Annotated in this window: 11 protein-coding genes and 1 pseudogene; 11 read left to right on the top strand and 1 reads right to left on the bottom strand. The window is 38.2% G+C overall.

The annotated features are described in order from the left end of the window. Nucleotides 1-22 precede the first annotated feature (22 nt). The 9 genes from moaC to oppF all read left to right on the top strand — a co-directional run bounded on the left by moaC (nt 23) and on the right by oppF (nt 7,955). The gene (gene moaC, locus SKA34_RS15910) at nt 23-502 is read left to right on the top strand and encodes a cyclic pyranopterin monophosphate synthase MoaC (protein ID WP_006646562.1); all 480 of its coding nucleotides are present in this window, start codon (nt 23-25) and stop codon (nt 500-502) included. Further along, nucleotides 499-744: a molybdopterin synthase sulfur carrier subunit gene (gene moaD / locus SKA34_RS15915; RefSeq protein WP_006646563.1), complete on the top strand. Its 246-nt coding sequence runs from the start codon at nt 499-501 to the stop codon at nt 742-744. Before moaC ends, moaD begins: the two co-directional genes overlap by 4 nt. Nucleotides 745-747: 3 nt before the next feature. Next, nucleotides 748-1,191 carry a molybdopterin synthase catalytic subunit MoaE gene (gene moaE, locus SKA34_RS15920; protein ID WP_006646564.1) on the top strand — a complete coding sequence of 148 codons (444 nt, stop codon included), beginning with the start codon at nt 748-750 and terminating at the stop codon, nt 1,189-1,191. A gap of 531 nt (nt 1,192-1,722) precedes the next feature. Further along, nucleotides 1,723-1,887 (top strand): hypothetical protein, encoded by a 165-nt coding sequence (locus SKA34_RS15925; RefSeq protein ID WP_198138502.1) that lies wholly within the window; start codon nt 1,723-1,725, stop codon nt 1,885-1,887. A 471-nt stretch (nt 1,888-2,358) separates the two neighbouring features. Beyond that, on the top strand, nt 2,359-3,990 hold the full coding sequence (locus SKA34_RS15930; protein ID WP_006646566.1) for an ABC transporter substrate-binding protein: 1,632 nt from the start codon (nt 2,359-2,361) through the stop codon (nt 3,988-3,990). Between the two features lie 83 nt (nt 3,991-4,073). Beyond that, nucleotides 4,074-4,994: an oligopeptide ABC transporter permease OppB gene (gene oppB / locus SKA34_RS15935; RefSeq protein WP_005368811.1), complete on the top strand. Its 921-nt coding sequence runs from the start codon at nt 4,074-4,076 to the stop codon at nt 4,992-4,994. A 16-nt stretch (nt 4,995-5,010) separates the two neighbouring features. Beyond that, complete coding sequence (oppC, locus tag SKA34_RS15940; protein WP_039860716.1) at nt 5,011-5,922, top strand: oligopeptide ABC transporter permease OppC; 912 nt, start codon at nt 5,011-5,013, stop codon at nt 5,920-5,922. Nucleotides 5,923-6,000: 78 nt separating this feature from the next. Continuing rightward, nucleotides 6,001-6,966 carry an ABC transporter ATP-binding protein gene (locus SKA34_RS15945; protein WP_006646568.1) on the top strand — a complete coding sequence of 322 codons (966 nt, stop codon included), beginning with the start codon at nt 6,001-6,003 and terminating at the stop codon, nt 6,964-6,966. After that, nucleotides 6,966-7,955, top strand: coding sequence for a murein tripeptide/oligopeptide ABC transporter ATP binding protein OppF (gene oppF, locus SKA34_RS15950; RefSeq protein WP_006646569.1), 990 nt, complete (start codon nt 6,966-6,968; stop codon nt 7,953-7,955). Before SKA34_RS15945 ends, oppF begins: the two co-directional genes overlap by 1 nt. A gap of 75 nt (nt 7,956-8,030) precedes the next feature. On the opposite strand, the pseudogene SKA34_RS23930 reads toward oppF, so the two are convergent. Beyond that, nucleotides 8,031-9,611, bottom strand: a pseudogene (locus SKA34_RS23930) (EAL domain-containing protein). Nucleotides 9,612-10,228: 617 nt separating this feature from the next. Here SKA34_RS23930 and SKA34_RS15960 point away from each other — a divergent pair. Continuing rightward, nucleotides 10,229-12,934 carry a hypothetical protein gene (locus tag SKA34_RS15960; protein WP_006646573.1) on the top strand — a complete coding sequence of 902 codons (2,706 nt, stop codon included), beginning with the start codon at nt 10,229-10,231 and terminating at the stop codon, nt 12,932-12,934. Beyond that, nucleotides 12,925-19,284, top strand: a complete 6,360-nt coding sequence (locus tag SKA34_RS15965) for a DUF11 domain-containing protein (RefSeq protein WP_006646574.1) — start codon at nt 12,925-12,927, stop codon at nt 19,282-19,284. Before SKA34_RS15960 ends, SKA34_RS15965 begins: the two co-directional genes overlap by 10 nt. Nucleotides 19,285-19,405 lie beyond the last annotated feature (121 nt).

Raw genomic sequence — 19,405 nt, forward strand, 5'->3', positions numbered from 1 at the left:
TTCGTTGAGGAACGATTAAATAATGAATCAATTTACACATATTAATGCATCAGGTGAAGCCAACATGGTTGATGTTTCTGCTAAAGCGGAAACCGTACGTGAAGCACGTGCAGAAGCTTTTGTTCATATGGCAGCAGAAACATTAGAGCTGATTGTGTCAGGTCAGCACCATAAAGGTGATGTGTTCGCAACAGCGCGTATTGCTGGCATTCAAGCAGCAAAAAAGACATGGGAGCTGATCCCACTTTGTCACCCGTTGCTACTTTCGAAAGTTGAGGTACAGTTAGAAGCGATTCCAGCTGAAAACAAAGTACGTATTGAGTCTTGCTGCAAGCTAGCGGGTAAAACTGGAGTAGAGATGGAAGCATTAACAGCGGCTTCTGTTGCCGCATTAACGATTTATGATATGTGTAAAGCGGTACAAAAAGATATGGTGATTAGCCAAGTGCGTCTGTTAGAAAAAACAGGCGGTAAATCAGGTCACTTTAAGGTAGAAGCATGATTAAGGTTCTTTTTTTTGCACAAGTAAAAGAGCTTGTCGATACTGATAGCCTTGAAGTTGATGCCATTTACTCTACTGCTGATGTGTTACGTGAAGCATTGTCAACGCGTGGCGAAAAATGGCAATTGGCACTAGAATCAGGCAAGTTGCTTGTTGCTGTCAATCAAACTATTTGTTCATTAGATACACCATTAACTGATGGTGATGAAGTTGCATTTTTTCCACCAGTAACAGGGGGATAAGTGATGATTTCTGTTCAGTTTGATGATTTCTCTGTTGCTAATGAATATGAAAAATTAGCGGAAGGCACAGAAGCTGGCGCTGTTGTAACTTTTATCGGTAAAGTACGTGACTTTAATCAAGGCGATGCCGTGACAGCTCTATCTTTAGAGCATTATCCTGGAATGACGGAAAAATCGCTTCAAGAGATAGTTGATCAAGCATACAAACGTTGGCCATTGCTTAAAACACGTGTCATTCATCGTGTGGGTGATTTAGCATTAGGTGATCAGATTGTATTTGTGGGTGTAACAAGTGCTCACCGCGGCGCTGCTTTTGAAGCGTGTGAGTTCATCATGGATTTTTTAAAAACACGTGCACCTTTTTGGAAAAAAGAACAAACACCAGAGCAAAGCCGTTGGGTCGATGCTCGAGAAACGGATACATCAGCCGCTGATCGCTGGAAATAGCGAATGAATAAAACAAAAGGAGCCGAAAGGCTCCTTTTTTGTTAAAAAAGTAGGTGGTTCTAGGTTATTGCGATTGGTTATTCTTTTTGTACTTGTTACGTGATATCACGCTAGTTGGAACGTAATTAGGGCGAAAACGTGATGGGCTTGGGCGTGATGCGCAACCTACTGGTCTCATAAAATACTCTTAAAATGGAATAAAGGGGTTATTCTTTGATATTTGTTAAATTTATAATTGAAGCCTAAATCTTAACATTAATAATTTTACCCCTCTTTTTTATGTTACGTACGTAAAATTATGGATAAATATGTCGATATAATAAAACTATCTATCAGTGAAATTGTTAATCATTTTTAGTTATGTAAAAAATATGAAATAAAGTTTTATGACAGATTAGAGGCGAACTATGTAGATGTGTGCCATATTTTAAATGCGGTTAGTTTTTAAATAAGAATTGGTTGCTAGTGTTAGACCAAGCAGGACAAGTGATAATTGAGGTCTACTGGCATAGCTTGACAGCGGAGGGTTCAATGAAGCACAGACGCGTATCCAATAAAAAAATGAAACAAATTATGCATGATATTGGCATGACAGATCAGCCAGAGAATGATGATTCGCAATTGCTATTAGAGCGAAGAGAACAAGCAGTAAATGAAGATAAACAACTGATTAAATTAGATAGCGAAAATAAATAATTTACTCATAATATTTGAATAAAAAAGCATCGATAATATCGATGCTTTTTTGTGTGTGAAATAAAATTGAGAATGGAATGTTTCATTTTTGTATGATATTTATTGCGATCTTGTTTTGTTTTGTGGGTTTTATGTTCTGTTATTTTGGTTTTGATTGATTTTATTTACTGCCTTTTATGTAGTTTGTTGGTTTTATATAGTGTTATTTTCTTATTTATTGGTTTTTATTAAAATTAAACGTTAACAATAGTATTATTGATAGTGTTATTAGCTATTGAATAGTGATCTTCTCAGCATAAAGAATCTTTCAATTGTTAAAATATGGTAAATATATTTATATTCTGGTAACGTTTTGAATAATTCTTCGGTTTGATTGGTTAGTTTTAGGATAAAAACTAGCCGATAAAGCTATTTAGAGTAGCCAAATGAAGAACGTCACGGACGTAATAAACTGATGTATTGGAGTAATGCATGTACAAGAATAAAATCACTAAAGCACTCATGGTGAGTGCAAGTTTTGCCGTAGCTGCCACTTCTTTTTCTTCTTTTGCGGCACAAGTTCCTTCTGATGTAAAACTTGCTGACAAGCAAGAACTTGTTCGCGGTAATGGAACAGAGCCAGAATCACTTGATCCGCAAAAAGTATCAGGTGTACCTGAATCAAATGTTATTCGCGATTTACTCGAAGGTTTAGTAAATCAAGATAGTAAAGGTAATTTAATACCAGGCGTCGCTAAGTCGTGGGAAACAACAGATAATAAAACTTGGATTTTCCACCTTCGTGAAGACGCAAAATGGTCTAATGGTGATCCTGTTACTGCGGATGATTTTGTTTATACATGGCGTCGCTTGGCGGATCCAAAAACAGCATCTCCTTACGCGTCATATATTCAAATGACAACAATGGCAAACGCTGAAGATATTATTGAAGGGAAAAAACCAGCAGATACATTAGGTGTTGAAGCGGTTGATGCACATACTTTAAAAGTAACATTGGATAAGCCAGTGTCTTACTTCGCATCCATGCTTGTTCATACTTCAATGAAACCAGTAAACCAAAAAGTAGTTGAAAAGTTTGGTGATGATTGGACGAAAGTAGGTAATTACGTATCTAATGGCGCATACAAGTTAGATAAGTGGGTGGTTAACGAGCGTATTGTACTGACTCGTAACGATAATTACTGGGATAACAAAGATACGGTTATCAATAAAGTTACTTATCTCCCAATTGAGAACCAAGTGGCTGGAATGAACCGCTTCTTGGCGGGCGAATTAGACATAACTTATGAAATGCCAAATGAGCATTTTAAGCGTCTTGAAAAAGAGTATCCGCAAGACGTAAAAGTCACTCCTTATTTATGTTCTTATTACTACGAATTTAATACGAAACGTAAACCTTTTGATAATGCAAATGTACGTAAAGCATTGTCATACGCTATTGACCGTGATGTATTGGCGAAATTTATTGTAGGTAAAGGTGAGACACCAGCTTATAACTTTACACCGTTAGCAACTAATGGCTTAGAAGTTGCGATGCCTGAATATTCGAAGTTAGATCAGAAACAACGTCTAGCTAAAGCAAAAGAACTTTTAAAGGCCGCTGGTTACGATCAAAACAACCCTCTTCAATTTAACTTGCTTTACAATACTTCTGAGAACCATAAGAAAATCGCTGTAGCAATTTCATCTATGTGGAAAAAGGGACTGGGTGTAAAAGCAGTACTTGAAAACCAAGAGTGGAAAAGTTACCTAGACTCTAAGCGTCAAGGAAACTTTGACGTGTCACGTGCAGGTTGGTGTGGTGATTACAACGAAGCATCAACATTCCTAGCTATCATGCATAGTGGTCACTCACAAAATTATCCGAAATACTCTAGTGTCGCTTATGACAAAGCGATCGATGATGCAATTCTAGCGAAATCGGATGCACAGCGAGCGGCTGATTATAAACAGGCAGAAGCGCAACTTGCTGCAGATATGCCTATTATGCCGATCTACCACTACGTAAACGCACGATTAGTGAACCCGCAATTGGGTGGTTACCCAATGGAAAACCCAGAAGATAATATCTACTCAAAAGATATGTACTTCAAAGCGAAATAATTCGCGATAAATAAAAATAATAATATGCAGTCTTCGGGGAATGGAGGCTGCTCTTTGCACTCACAGCAATTACGGTAGCGTTTATGTTTAAATTCATAGCTAAACGGATTTTAGAAGCCATACCGACACTCTTGGTATTGATCACTATTTCTTTTTTCTTGATGCGCTTTGCGCCAGGAAATCCTTTTTCAAGTGATCGTCCACTTCCACCTGAGGTTATGGCAAATATCGAAGCGAAATACGGCTTAGATAAACCAGTTTTAGAGCAATACACCACCTATCTCGGCAATATTGTCCAAGGTGATTTTGGTCCGTCTTTTAAATACAAAGATTTCACCGTTAACGAGCTGGTCGCAAAAGCCTTGCCTGTTTCGGCAAAAATTGGCTTTTTCGCTTTTATTTTTGCGTTAGTGATGGGGGTCGCTGTTGGCACTATTGCGGCATTGAAACAAAATACCTGGCTCGATTATACCATTATGTCCACTGCTATGGCGGGAGTGGTCATGCCGTCCTTCATCCTCGCCCCTGTTCTTATCTACATATTCTCGATTAAGCTGCAGTGGCTACCTGCTGGTGGTTGGCAAGATGGCTCTACAAAATTTGTGTTGCTACCGATGTTTGGCATGGCGCTTCTCTATGTAGCCACGTTTGCCCGTATTACTCGTGGTAGCATGATTGAAACGTTGAATAGTAACTTCATTCGTACTGCGCGTGCGAAAGGTTTAAGTTACCCTTATATCGTAATTAAACATGCTTTAAAGCCTGCACTTCTTCCTGTTGTTTCTTATATGGGACCTGCTTTTGTTGGCATCATTACGGGTTCTGTCGTTATCGAAACTATTTTTGGTTTACCGGGTATTGGTAAGTTATTCGTTAATGCAGCGTTTAACCGTGATTATTCTTTAGTACTTGGTATTACTATTTTGATTGGTTCATTAACCATCATCTTTAACGCCATTGTGGATATTGTTCTCGCAACAATTGATCCTAAGATCCGTTACTAAGAGGCTAATAATTATGATGTTAATGAAAAAAGATAGTGTAGAAGCCTTAGAGAACTTTTCAGAAAACTTGGAAATTGAAGGCCGTAGCCTATGGCAAGACGCGCGTGTGCGTTTCATGCGAAATAAAGCGGCAATGATTTCTTTAGCAATTTTATTTCTAATTACCTTTGCCGTTATTTTCGGCCCAATGTTTAGCCAATATGCGTTTGATGATACCGACTGGTATGCACTACATGCCGCGCCATCACTCGGTGCTGAAGGGCATTTTTTTGGTACTGATAGTTTAGGTCGTGACTTATATACTCGAACCCTTATTGGTGGGCGGATCTCACTGATGGTCGGGATTTTAGGTGCGTTAGTCGCGGTGGTGATTGGTACGCTATATGGCGCTGCATCGGGATTTATTGGCGGTCGAACTGATCGCGTTATGATGCGTATTTTAGAGATTTTATATTCAATCCCATTTATGTTCTTCGTGATTGTTTTAGTGACGTTTTTTGGTCGTAACATCATGTTGATCTTTATTGCGATTGGTGCCATTTCATGGCTTGACATGGCCCGTATTGTTCGCGGTCAAACCCTATCTTTACGTGGCAAAGAGTTTATTGAAGCAGCATATGTTTGTGGCGTGAGTCGCTGGCGTATTATCACTCGTCATATTGTGCCTAACGTATTAGGTATTGTGGCGGTTTACTCAACGTTACTTGTTCCGTCAATGATTCTCACAGAATCGTTCCTGAGCTTCCTTGGCTTAGGAGTACAAGAGCCGATGACAAGTTGGGGCGCACTGTTACAAGAAGGCTCGCAAACAATGGAAGTGGCTATTTGGCAGTTGATATTCCCTGCAAGTTTTATGGTTGTGACATTGTTCTGTTTTAACTACGTGGGTGACGGTCTACGTGACGCATTAGATCCAAAAGATAGATAAGGATGAAGCAAGGCAAGAAACAAAATGGTTAACAATAATAAAGTTTCCAATGCTTAGTTTCATTTATAAGGAAGTAATATGAGCTTATTAGATGTAAAAGATCTGCGTGTCGAATTTACTACCCCTGATGGTATTGTTACTGCAGTTAATGACTTAAATTTCTCGCTGAACCTTGGTGAAACCTTGGGTATTGTTGGTGAATCAGGTTCGGGCAAAAGCCAAACTGTATTTGCCATCATGGGGTTACTCGCCAAAAACGGCAAGATCAGTGGCAGTGCTAAATTCGAAGGCAATGAAATTTTAAATATGCCTGAAAAGGTGATGAATAAAATTCGTGCAGAACAAATAGCGATGATTTTCCAAGATCCCATGACATCGCTAAATCCCTATATGAAAGTGAGCGATCAGCTCATGGAAGTATTAATGCTGCACAAAAATATGAGTAAGTCTGAAGCGTTTGAAGAGTCTGTTCGCATGTTGGATGCGGTTAAGATCCCTGAAGCACGCAAACGGATTAGCATGTACCCGCATGAATTTTCAGGCGGTATGCGTCAGCGCGTGATGATTGCAATGGCGTTATTGTGTCGTCCTAAGTTGTTGATTGCTGATGAGCCAACAACAGCACTTGATGTAACCGTTCAAGCGCAGATCATGGAATTACTGAATGATTTGAAGAAAGATTTCAATACATCAATCATTATGATCACTCATGACCTTGGTGTAGTCGCGGGAAGCTGTGACAAGGTACTTGTGATGTATGCCGGCAGAACGATGGAATACGGCAAGATCAATGATATTTATTATCAGCCTAGCCATCCTTATACCGAAGGTTTGTTACGTGCTATTCCTCGTTTAGATACTGAAGGGGAGGAGCTACCTACTATTCCTGGAAACCCGCCGAATTTATTACGTTTACCTACGGGGTGTCCATACCAAGATCGATGTCATCGTGTATCTGCACGTTGTAAACAAGAGTCTCCGATCTTAACTCCGTTCGATGATGGTCGCTTACGCGCGTGTTTTTCTGATATGGGGGCATGGTAATGAGCACAGAAAAGAAATTATTATTAGATGTAAATGATCTTAAAGTTCACTTCAACATTGCTGCTAAATCAGCATGGCCATGGAAACAGCCACTTAAATTAAAAGCGGTTGATGGTATTAATATCCGTATTTATGAAGGTGAAACACTTGGTGTAGTGGGTGAATCGGGTTGTGGTAAATCCACTTTTGCTCGTGCTGTTATTGGGTTAGTTGAAGCAACAGATGGGCAAGTTGTTTGGCTTGGTCAAGATTTGACAAAGTTAAAACGTGAAGCCTTACGAGAGAAACGTAAAGAAATTCAAATGATCTTTCAAGATCCATTGGCGTCATTAAACCCACGTATGACTGTGGGTGAAATTATTGCAGAGCCATTAAAAGCGTTTTATCCAAAGCTTTCAGCTGATGATGTTAAGCAGCAAGTACAAGCGATGATGACGAAAGTGGGTTTATTACCTAATGTGATTAACCGTTATCCTCATGAATTTTCAGGTGGGCAGTGTCAACGTATTGGTATTGCACGTGCATTGATCTTAAAGCCTAAAATGATTATTTGTGACGAGCCGGTATCAGCACTTGATGTATCGATTCAAGCTCAGGTTGTTAATTTACTTAAATCACTGCAAAAAGAGATGGGGCTTAGTTTGATCTTTATTGCCCATGATCTTTCGGTTGTGAAGCATATTTCTGATCGCGTGTTGGTGATGTATCTTGGTAACGCAGTTGAGATGGGAGAAAGTGATGCATTATTTGCTGATCCTAAACATCCTTATACTAAGGCCTTAATGTCAGCGGTACCTATTCCCGATCCAGAGCTTGAGCGTAATAAGCACATTGAGTTATTGGAAGGAGATTTACCTTCACCAATGAATCCCCCTTCTGGCTGTGTATTTAGAACCCGTTGTCCAAATTCAACGTCATTATGTGCAAAGCAAAAACCAACTTTGCAAGGTGGTGATGTACATGCGGTATCATGTTTACATGTAGCTTAGTGAGCTTTTGATAATACTCTCCAATAAAAGAAAACACGGCCATTGTGGTCGTGTTTTTTATATTCTAGCTGTTGTTTATATAACGTTTTTAGATTGATATTTTTTTAATATCTTCGTGAATGGTTGTGGTTTGCTATAAAGAAAACCTTGGTGGTAGTGAATTCCCATAGTGAGTAAACACTCTGCTTGTTCAATTGTTTCTACGCCTTCTGCGACTACCTCAACTTCAGCTTTATCAGCAAATGCTACCAATGATCTCACAATGGTATTTTTGTTATTACAATCTAGTTCATCAATAAATATTTTATCGATTTTAATAGTGGTGGCTTGTAGTTTTTGTAGTGCGAGAAAATCACAATAGCCATTACCAACATCGTCGAGCTTGATTTGAATTCCCATATCATTAAGTTTCTGGCATACATGGCTGGCAAGTTCGATATCTTTTATTGGTGCTCGCTAAGTTAATTCAAAGGCTAAGTTGTGGGCTTTAACTTTGTAATGTAGTAAAGCATTACGTGTGATTTTTACTAGTTCAGGATCTTGAAGCACACTTGCACTTAAATTAATACTGAAGTAATAAGGCAGCGGTTTACCGTGATGAAGCATTTCCAGTTTTCGAATATCTTTCGCAACCCTATTAATGAGTTGAAAAGTCAGTGGAGTGATAACTCCGTTCGCTTCACATTGCGGAATAAACTCATCAGGTAAAATGACTTTACCTTTTTTTGTTTCCCAGCGGATCAACACTTCATAGCCACAAATCTGCTGTTTCTTGGCATCAACAATAGCTTGGTAATAAGGAATAAGATGGTTTTGTTTAATCGCATTTTCGACTAAGAATTTAATAATTCTGGCACTGTGATAGCGGCGATAACAGAGGTAAATTAAAGCTGTTGTGAATAGTGCGAGTAAAAAGATAAGGTATGGACGAATTTTCGTTTGATATGAATCAATGGCAGTATCAGTGACATAATATTTTAGCCATGCTTTATTATTTAATGACATGGTTAAAATCGGTTTAATAATATTTTGAATAGTAGCGCTTATTTTCTTATTCGAGAAAATTTTTGAGATGGCGGTTGTTTGATCACCTGTAATGAGAGTGGTCTGGTTACCTTCAATCATTTGTAGCCAACTACTTTTGGGTAGTTCTGCAAGTAACGCGTTACTTGGCTGCTGCACGATATCAACAGTGATTGTGCCACCAATAATGTTCTTGTTGTATTGAACAATTGACTGGCTATTATTTTTGTTAGCAATCAGCATAATTTGAGGATCTAATAGAATATATTGAAGCGGGTGCGAATGCAGTGTGCTTCTATCACGGTGATCACTACATTTTTTACCACTCTGTGTAGTCAGTTGAATAGAGGCAATTTGAGGGGAGTAATAGCTTATTTTTTCAAGCTCTGTTATGTCATGCTGGTCGCAGGTATATGACAAACTGTATTGCAAATTATCCAGTAATATAGAAGTATTTTCTATTTCATTAATATAAGAATAAAAACGTTGATTCTCTAAAAAATTCAAATGATATTTAAATATTTTAGAGCTGACTTTTTGTGAGGAAAGCGTTATTAAAATAGTAATGATAGCAATAGCAAAAAAGCTAATAGCAAAATTAAAAAAGGTAAAAGAAAGACGCTTTAATTTCACAGTTAGTATACTCTATTAGTTATAGTATTAAATAATATAATTCATGTGATAATAAGACCCTACTTAATTATTCTGAAAATAACGTATGAAAGAGGAATACTAATAAAATAAAGTTTAATTATTTATGATTTGATTGAGTAACTGATTTTTAAATGAATATTTCAATAACAATAGCGTTAAGATATATTTAATGTTGTAACGTTGACGTTATAATTTTCACTTCTTTTTTTTAAATAGTCATGATTATAGGTGTATGATAACTATAGTGAGTAACCTGACTATCGTAATGTAGAACTATTATTAAAAGAGTATGCGCAGTTAAACTTTCCATATTATTTTTTGTATAAATACCAAGTTTTAGTTTTTTTTATCTTAAATGTCAAAGTTTTAATTTTAAGGTGCTGTTTTTTAATTTGTTTTTATCATTAACTCTGTTTTTATCACATGTTGTAAATTACTTTTATTATTGTTTTCTCTCTTCTGATTTTCAGATTCAATGTTATTCATAACATATGAGTTAACCATATATCTTTACCTTGTTAGCCTACACACATAGGACACCTAGTCAGCAGAAATAGAGTGTAGTAATAATTAAGAAGAAGATATACAGGAAGCTTATGCATTTGTTTTCAAAATTAGCAAGAATTATATTATCTTTATTGATATGTATAACTGGTTTTTCGGTACTTCCAGTACAAGCAAATATTATTGATAATTTGGTTGTATCTATTAATGCAACTAAAAATTATGATTCTGGTTCGTCAGTTAAATACACCATATCAATAAAAAATAACTCTACGGACCATTTTTATAAAAATGTAAAATTAAATGCACTTATTGCTGATATTACCACTACCTTAGATTCTAGAAGTGAAGGGTTAGCTTTTTCTTCTGTTTTAAATAAAGCTGGAAAAAGTGGTGAAAATAGCAGTGCTGGTACATTTAACACTACGGGTAATTTAGAAGCGAATGATATTATTATCGCCCCCACAGAGTCTGTGAAATATATTATTACAGCAAAGACAGTTAATAATGCGATGGGTGATATTAGTACTGATGGGAAAGTATCTGTAAAGAAATTGATGTTTTTCCCTATGCTCGATATTGAACCTGTTATTACGAAGTATTTACAGCCAAATGTTTCCATTACTAAAACAGTAACAGCAAATTATACAACAGGTAAAAATGCTCAATTTACCATTGTTGTAGAAAATGCGGCTGACGCGGGGACTGCACGTAATTATCATGTTGTTGATGAAATTTCGTCGATTATTGCTTTATTAGACAATAATAATGTTGATGATAATAGTCATTGGACAGAAAAAGACATTACTGATCAATCGCCAATCGCTTCATGGTCTATTGATGCGATGATTGAGAATAGCGCTGAGTCAGCCTTAACATCCACTGCAACGAATACTGATCTTAATGATGTTATTACTCTTCCTCCTGCTGGAAAAATTACCTACGTTATCGATGTAAAAACCAAAGATGTCGCTATTGGTAATATATCAAATATAGCTACCTTATTAGACTCACAAAAGCATGTGGTAAAAACGACAGATACGGTATCGAGTAAGGCGCAGTTAGTAACCACGACCAAAAATACCAAGCAAGTTGTTGAGAAAGAGTACACATCGGGGCAGTTGATCACTTACAAACTAAAAGTAGCAAATACTCAAAAAAACAAGTTTGCCAATAATATTTCTCTCACCGATAAGCTTATGACATGTCCTAAAACGACACAATTAATCGGCAACGATGAAACACCTTTTGAGTACTGGTATATCGATTCTATTAATGCAACTAATACCGATAAAGGTACTGATGCTGGTAGTGAAGCGAATGCTCCAAAAACTCAACGAACAGGTGATATCAATTTTGTCGTTGATTTAGCGCCAAGCTCCTTTGTTGAATATACGATTAAAGCGAAGGTGAAAGACACGACGGTTGGCCATATTCAAGATAGCAGCGCTTGTGGTGATGATTTTAATGAGTCGGGGTCAGGTCTTGATATGCCGAAAGGTAAGATTCAGATCAAGAAATCGGTTGATCAAGACAAATTCACACCAGGTCAAGATATTACCTACACCATTGTTATTAAAAATCCATCAAATGGCTTATTGATGAATATTCCAGTGGTAGATGACTTAGCTGCAATTACTGCTGAAGATGTTGATAGTAATAATATTTACCCATTTACCAAGATAAAGGTCGAAACAGAGCAAGGAACGCATTCTAATGCAGATGTAGATAACCAACTAAATACAAATCCGATTAATGTAAAAGCTACGATCTATCCTAATGAAGAAGTGAAATACATTGTAACCGCGACAACACGTAAAGATATTGTGGGCGTCATTAAAAATACTGCGGTTGCAGGTGAAGGTAGTCAACAGGGTAAATCTACTGTTATTACTACGCCTCGTTTAGAAAATTTAAACATAGAGAAGCATGTTAAAGGCGCGAATAGTGATGGGTGGCGTGCGTACGGTTATAAGGATGACGAGTTTACTTACACCATTAAAGTAACCAATCCATCTCCAGCTGGCTTTGCCAAAAATGTGACAGTGACGGATGCTATTTCTCAAATAAAAGCTGAGTTACTTGAAAAAGCGGGTGAAGAGGTGCCTGTATTCACGTCATGGACAGTATCAACGGATACTGACGGTGGGGCGAAAGTTGTTAATGCGCCTGAAAATAATAAAGATTTAGAGAGCGTTGTTAATGTTCCAGCAGATGGCTCGGTAACATTTACTGTGACAGCCAATATTGACCCACGTAGAAAAGATCATGTGATTTGGGGGAAATTTACTAACCAAGCACAAGCTAAATTGGCGCGTACAGGTGAAATTATCAAAACAGCTAACGTTGATGTCGTTCCTGCTGAGCCGCGTATTCGTTTACGTAAATTAGTTTCAACAGAAACATACAACGTTGATCAGCCACTTGATTACACCATTGATATTCAAAACTACGAGCGTGATGGTTATGTGAATGACGGTTATGTCACTGATTCTATTTCTACTTTGGGTATTTTTGATTCGTGGAAAATTTGGTGGGAAGTGATTGATGATGATAAAAACTCATCAACGACATATCGCGGTCAAGGTACTGAACTGTTTGGTTTTCCTAACTCTGAACCTTCGACAAAGGGTACGAAAGATTTAGATCGTGCTCGTTTTGATTTAGCCCCTCATCAAACGCTTCGAATCCACGTTAAAGGGGTTGTGTCTCATAATGCGATAGGCAAAGGAATAATCACTAACGTTGCAACTGTTGATGACAATTCAGGTGAACATTTTGATGCTTTGTGGATGTAAAAGAAGACGGTGTGACGGGTAATAGCGTTAGTATTTATAAGTATGGCGATCCTGATTTTAAACGTTACCACCCTGGTGATAAGTACACTTGGACTGTACATGTTGTAAATAACAGTGCACATCAAGTTGATAATGTAATTGTTAACGATCAGATCTCAGGCCTTGATATTGCGCTAGCAAATAATGGTGATAACCATAACGCCGATACGACAGGTACACCTTATCGTTCTTGGAAAATAACCAAACAGATTGGTAGTGGTAGTTATCAAGCATTTGATGTAGATGTTGATTTAAGCGATCACATTTCACTGAAGGCAAAAGGTGAAGATGGTGATAGCGTTACTTACCAAATTACAGCCATCATTAAAGACAATGTCGTTGGTGATTGGTTAAACAATGTTGCTGAAGTTATTTATCGTTCACCTAAAAATGGACGAATGGAGGAGATTACAGCTTATGCTGAAGCATCGGTAGAACGAGCATCAACCGGTGGAAATATCACGCGTAAATTAAGTGACTCTCATTATATTCCGGGTAAAACTGAAATTGTTTATACCATCACGGCTTCTTCAAACTTGGGCTACATGAATAACAAAGTCATTTTGGAGAACCTAGAAGGTCTAACGGTAAAAACTATTAATAAAGACGGTACAACTTCAGAAGGTAACCCGTTTGAACATGGCTTAGGTCCTGAGTTCACAGTATCAGTAGAGAAGCCCAAAGAAACAGGGCACGACCTGCCATCGACTTCTACTGATGGCACGTTAGACGGTACTGTAGCTAATAATAAAAATATTGATACGACGATTGATGTCGCGCCAAAAGATAAAGTGATTTTCACCATAACAGGTACGGTACGTGAGGATGCTGTGGGTGATATTATCTTCAATAACGATTCTGATTTAGTAGTGGAACCTTACGAGCCAAAACTAGAGATCACTAAACAAACACAAGAGAAAAGTTATAAGCCAGGTCAACAATTAACCTATTTATTGACGGTTGAAAATACAGGTAAAGCACACGCATTTAATGTACATGTTAAAGATCTTATTGCAGATATAAAGGTTTTAGATATCAATGGGATTGAAGCGACTGCATTTTCAAATATTAGCACGTCAGATGAATATACGGGTGATTATAAAGATTGGTTCTACCCCGGTAGTTATGATCCTTATACTAGCCTTGATACGACAGATACCATCATCCCATTAGGTGGTAAAGCAGTGTACACGGTAAAAGCAAGCGTAAATAAAGATGCGGTAGGTTCTATTACCAATGCGCTTGATGTTAATGGCAATACAACGGAAGTTGTTACTAACCCAGTAACGGGTAAGTTCGAAGCGAAAAAGACAATCCTTGCTTACTATGATGATGAAAAAAATAAGCTGCCGAATTTAAAAGGTTATATGCCTGGTGGTTACATCGAATATGAAGTTGTGGTGACGAATAAAAGTGAGGCCAATATTGATGATTTATCGATTAAAGATGACTTATCAGCCATTACATCTAAAACATTCGATGGTAAGGATAACGAGCCTGTCTTTGATGAAGTGCTAATTAAAAGCAGCATCGTTCATAAAGATACTTTCACTAACGTCGCAGGTTTTGATTCGTCAGATTTAGATTTGAATACGTCAGTTGATATCGGTGCGCTAAATACTGTGACATTTAATATTAAAGCGCACATTAAGCCTAACATTGTTGGGACATTCCAAAATGAGGCAAACATTGGCGATCGTATTAAACCTAAATCACCCATTTCTCACATGCTACCGTCTGATATTGAGCTGGTGAAAACAGCACTGGATTCTAATGGAAAAGCGATCTCCACTTATACTCCTGGGCAGTTAATTCAGTACAAAATTGAATTGATAAACACAGGCTACGGTACTAGCTACAACACAGAATTAAAAGATGAATTGAGTAAGCTTGTTACTAATGTTGCAGAGTTATCTGGTGATGGTAAGCAAGATCCTGAAGCTACACCGTATAAGACTTGGTCTGTAAATGCGCCAATAACGGAAGGGGGTATTACTACGCTTCCTGTAACAACAGGCGAGCAAGACATTAAATCTCAAGCTGTGCTTGCTCCTAAAGTCGGCAAAATTACGATTTTAGTGGATGCAACCATTAGCGATGATGCATTGGGGGATATTTCCAATACAGCAGTGTTCGGTAAGAAGAGTGATGACGCTGTATTAATACCTGAACCTAAACAGTTAAGCTCATCAAAAGCTGTAATCAAACTTGATGAAACGCCGTTTACATCAAGTAGTTTTTATACTCCGGGGCAAAAAGCGGCGTACGAAATAAAAGTAGTCAACAATTCAGAGAGTTGGGCCAATGATATCAAAGTGAAGGATGTTGTCGCTGATGTAAATGTCGATGTTGCAGGCGATAAGAACGAACCTGCTTATAGTCATTATGAAATTAACTACCGTGTTGAAGGTGGAGTTAGCGGGTTACCCGACACGTTTGTTCCTGTGCAATCACCACTAGTGAACAAAACATTGAATACAGAAATTGATATCGCGCCACAGCAAACGGTTATTTTTACCGTTGAAGGGAGTATTAAAGAGACGGCTGTAGGCGTGATTGATTCAAATCACGCGATGGTGGATGGAAAAGAAAATGCATCAGAAGTTATTCCACCACAAAACAGTGATTTTGATATTCAAAAAACGGTAGATCAAGACACTTTTGTTCCGGGACAAGAAGTGACTTACACCATAACGGTTAAGAATATTGGTGAGGCGTGGCTCAATGATTTCCCTATTAAAGATGAAATAACGACTATCATGGCTGATATTGCCCATAATGCTACATCAGCCACAAGCGGTACTGCATTTAGTTCTGTATCAGTGGATGCTAAAGCATCTGAGGGTTCATTTATCACAAGTAATTCAACAGATAATATTGATGCTATTGCAGACATAAAACCCAAAGGTTCGGTGACATTTACAGTAAAAGCCGTCGTTGCTGATAACGTCATTGGTCCAATTGATAATACAGCGTATGCCGGTAGTAAAAATATACCGTCACAAACTGTCACGATTGATCCAATTGAAGGTGAATTTACGATTGAGAAAGCGGTAAATAAATCTACGTTTGTACCTAGCGATATCATGGTCTATACCCTAACGCTTGTAAATAAGTCAGCGACATGGGTAACAGACGTAAAAGTCACAGATGCTATTGATGCCATTGAAGCGGATGTCGCTGGTGGTAAACAAGGTCCTGCGTTTGATAAATCATCCATAAAAGTAACATCTGGCAAAGTAATTGTAGGTGACGGTTTTGTTGAAAAAAATCCTGATGGCACTATCTCAGCGTTAGTTGATTTAGCACCAAGCAGTGAAGCAGTAATAACCGTTGATGCTCAGGTTGCAAGCGATGTTGTCGGTAATATTGCCAATACTGCTTATGCTAATGTTCAAGCGTCGAATGAGGTAGTAATAACGCCTGAATCATCTGAAATCACGATAGAGAAAACAGTTGATATTAGTACGTTTTTTCCTGGGCAAACGGTGAATTACACAGTGACAGTGAATAACACCCAAGCGAGTTGGGCGACAGGCGTTAATATCAAAGATGAAGTGTCAAAAATTGAAGCTGAAATTGCTGGTGGTACACAAGCGTCACCATTAACAGGCAATGCTTTTGATGCCAATTCGATTGTGACGAAAATTGCTGACTTAGGTGATAGCAAGGTTGTTAGGCAAGAAAGCAATGAAAGTATCATTTTAGATATCGCGCCTAATTCATCGGTGGTGGTAAATATTGCTGCGAATGTGAATAGGAACGTGATTGGTTCTATTACTAATGTAGCACATGCAATTGGTAAAGATGGTGGCGATCACCAAGCTGAAGTAACGATTGATCCTATTGATGGAGCCGTTGTTTTAACCAAAGAGGCAATGAACCCTACTTACCAAAATGGTGGTGAAGTTGGTTTCGAAATTAAGGTTAAAAATTCAGGGGCTGGGTTTGCCGCGAATGTGGCGCTTGAAGACTTAATCAGTGAGATTGAAGCGACAACAAACTTAGGTCAACTAACTCCAGCATTTACACATTGGAAAGTGAGTTATGTCGCGGGGAATGAAAATACCAAAGTGATGGATGTTGCTTTAAACAAGCTAAAGAAAAACTTGCCTGAAGATAAAAATGTAAATGTAGTAATGGATATTGCACCGCAAGATACAGTGACATTTACAGTAACTGGTATCGCTGCAGACAACATTGTTGATGATATTACAAACACAGCTAACATGACATTTGGAGAGAACAAGCAGGAAGCAACGGCAACCGTAAAGCCTGAGCAAACCAGTTTTGAAGCAACCAAAGTAAGTGTTGAATCACATTACATTATTAATAAGGATTTGAGTTTTGAGTTAAGCATCACCAATACATCGAACAACATGATTGATGACATGGTTGTTAATGATGATATGAGTGCGATAGAGGTGAAATACCGTGATGGCTCAACAGGTCCTGCTTTTGTAAAAGGCAATACTAAGTTTGTCGTAGAAACTGTTCCACAAGGTGCACTGGTTCAAGCGCAAACAGAAACGCAGTTCTTGGTCGATCTGCCTCCAAAGCAAACTATTACCTTTAGAGTAATTGGTACTGTGGTTGATAGTGCTAATGGATCTTTGCAAAATATTGCAACGGTGAATGATCAGGATGTACCAAGTAATCTTGTACCGCCATTACAACCTGACATCACAGGTACTATTGTCACGACAACGGACTATGATGCGAATAATACGGGGGATGACGAATTCATCTATGTGCCGGGTGGAACTGTGGTTTATACCATTACTTTAGAAAATAACACGGATGCATTTGCTAACAATGTTGGCTTTATGAGTGAGTTTTCAAAAGTGAACACTGCAGATTATAGCGGTCGTCAAATCCCAGCTTACACAGATTGGAAAATTGTAACGAAAGCGACAGGAACTGACCGTGGTACAACGGTAGGTAGTTACACTGATGGCAAAGATGTACAAACAGGATTGCACATCGCTCCACACAGTAAAGTGGTTTATATTTTTACGACGACGGTAGATAAAAATTTGGTGAATGTTATCGACTATGCTGCCTTTTATTTAGATAACAAGGCAATAGTAAAAGCGACACCTCGTAATATTAATATAGGAAAGCTAGCATCAACAGTAAAACCTATGCTGCCAGAGTACGATTTGAAACTGACAAAAACAGCATCAAAAGAAACAGCGCAAGTGGGTGATGTGGTTGAATACGAAGTGATGGTAGAAAACGACAATAAAGCGAATTTCTACGATGTATCTGTTGTTGACCACTACCCAGCAGGTTTCCAATATGTAGCGGGCTCAACCCAAATCGTACATAGTGGCCCTGATGGTGAGTTTGATACGAAAGATGATGAGCCTCTAAGCCAAGAGCCTGTGATGTCAGGGCAATTAACCTTTAGAAAGGTTAACCTGAAATCAAACGAGAAAGTACGTGTCCGTTATTTAATGCGTGTTAGCACAGGTGTGACATTTGGTAAATATGTCAATACCGCCGTTGCGCAGATCCGTGGTAAAGATAAATCGAATGTCGATAAAGCGGTGGTTGAAATTGAAGCGGATAAGTTATTCGATACCGCATCTATCATAGGTAAAGTATTTGAAGACTTAAACGGCGATGGTTTCCAAGCTGATGCAACTGCTAAAGGCATTACTGTAAAAACGGAGTTACCGAAAGGGGATTATGTTGCTAATTCAACAACCTTAATGGGTGACGGTAAAACGACAGTAGTGAATGATGTGAAAAAAGCAGCCCCTATTAGTAGTGGTATTACAGTTAAAACGTTGATGGGCCAATCGCAAAACCGAACCTTGAAGCAAAGTAATAAAGCTGTGATCCGTTTTAAAACGACAACAGCTACACCGTTTGCCTTTAGCGTAACAACAAGCAATGGTACTCATGTTCATTTTGGAACTGATAGTAAGATCACACGCACATTAACTGGTGATAGCAAACAAGGGCTTTCAGCAGAGAACCTCAATGTGACGCGTAATCTATACCAAGCGAAAAGTGGGTATGTTTGGGAAATCGTGATTGAAAACTTGGGTATCTATGAAGATGGTATTCCTGGGGTTCGCTTAATTACCACTGAAGGGATTAAGATCGAAACCGATCAATTTGGTCGTTACCACATTCCAGATCAGTGGGTGAAAGATAAAAAAGGTAAGAACTTCCTTGTGAAAGTAGATACTGATTCTTTACCAACAGGAATGAAAGTGATCAGTGAAAACCCGAAAGTGCAGCGTATAACACCAAATGCACTGGCTAAGTTTAACTTCAGTGTTCAGACCAAACATTAATTAGTTAAGCGATAAATCAAAGGCTGATGCATTCTCATCAGCTTTTTTTATATCTATTTTTACAGACTCTTTTTGATATCAAAGAGTCGCCCCCATACCCATTAATTTAATGAGTACTGGT

The organism is Photobacterium sp. SKA34, assembly GCF_000153325.1.
Classification (GTDB): domain Bacteria; phylum Pseudomonadota; class Gammaproteobacteria; order Enterobacterales; family Vibrionaceae; genus Photobacterium.

Coding starts and splice junctions, on each gene's coding strand:
- moaC (WP_006646562.1), top strand. CDS start 23: ATGAATCAATTTACACATATTAATGCATCAGGTGAAGCCAACATGGTT.
- moaD (WP_006646563.1), top strand. CDS start 499: ATGATTAAGGTTCTTTTTTTTGCACAAGTAAAAGAGCTTGTCGATACT.
- moaE (WP_006646564.1), top strand. CDS start 748: ATGATTTCTGTTCAGTTTGATGATTTCTCTGTTGCTAATGAATATGAA.
- SKA34_RS15925 (WP_198138502.1), top strand. CDS start 1,723: ATGAAGCACAGACGCGTATCCAATAAAAAAATGAAACAAATTATGCAT.
- SKA34_RS15930 (WP_006646566.1), top strand. CDS start 2,359: ATGTACAAGAATAAAATCACTAAAGCACTCATGGTGAGTGCAAGTTTT.
- oppB (WP_005368811.1), top strand. CDS start 4,074: ATGTTTAAATTCATAGCTAAACGGATTTTAGAAGCCATACCGACACTC.
- oppC (WP_039860716.1), top strand. CDS start 5,011: ATGTTAATGAAAAAAGATAGTGTAGAAGCCTTAGAGAACTTTTCAGAA.
- SKA34_RS15945 (WP_006646568.1), top strand. CDS start 6,001: ATGAGCTTATTAGATGTAAAAGATCTGCGTGTCGAATTTACTACCCCT.
- oppF (WP_006646569.1), top strand. CDS start 6,966: ATGAGCACAGAAAAGAAATTATTATTAGATGTAAATGATCTTAAAGTT.
- SKA34_RS15960 (WP_006646573.1), top strand. CDS start 10,229: ATGCATTTGTTTTCAAAATTAGCAAGAATTATATTATCTTTATTGATA.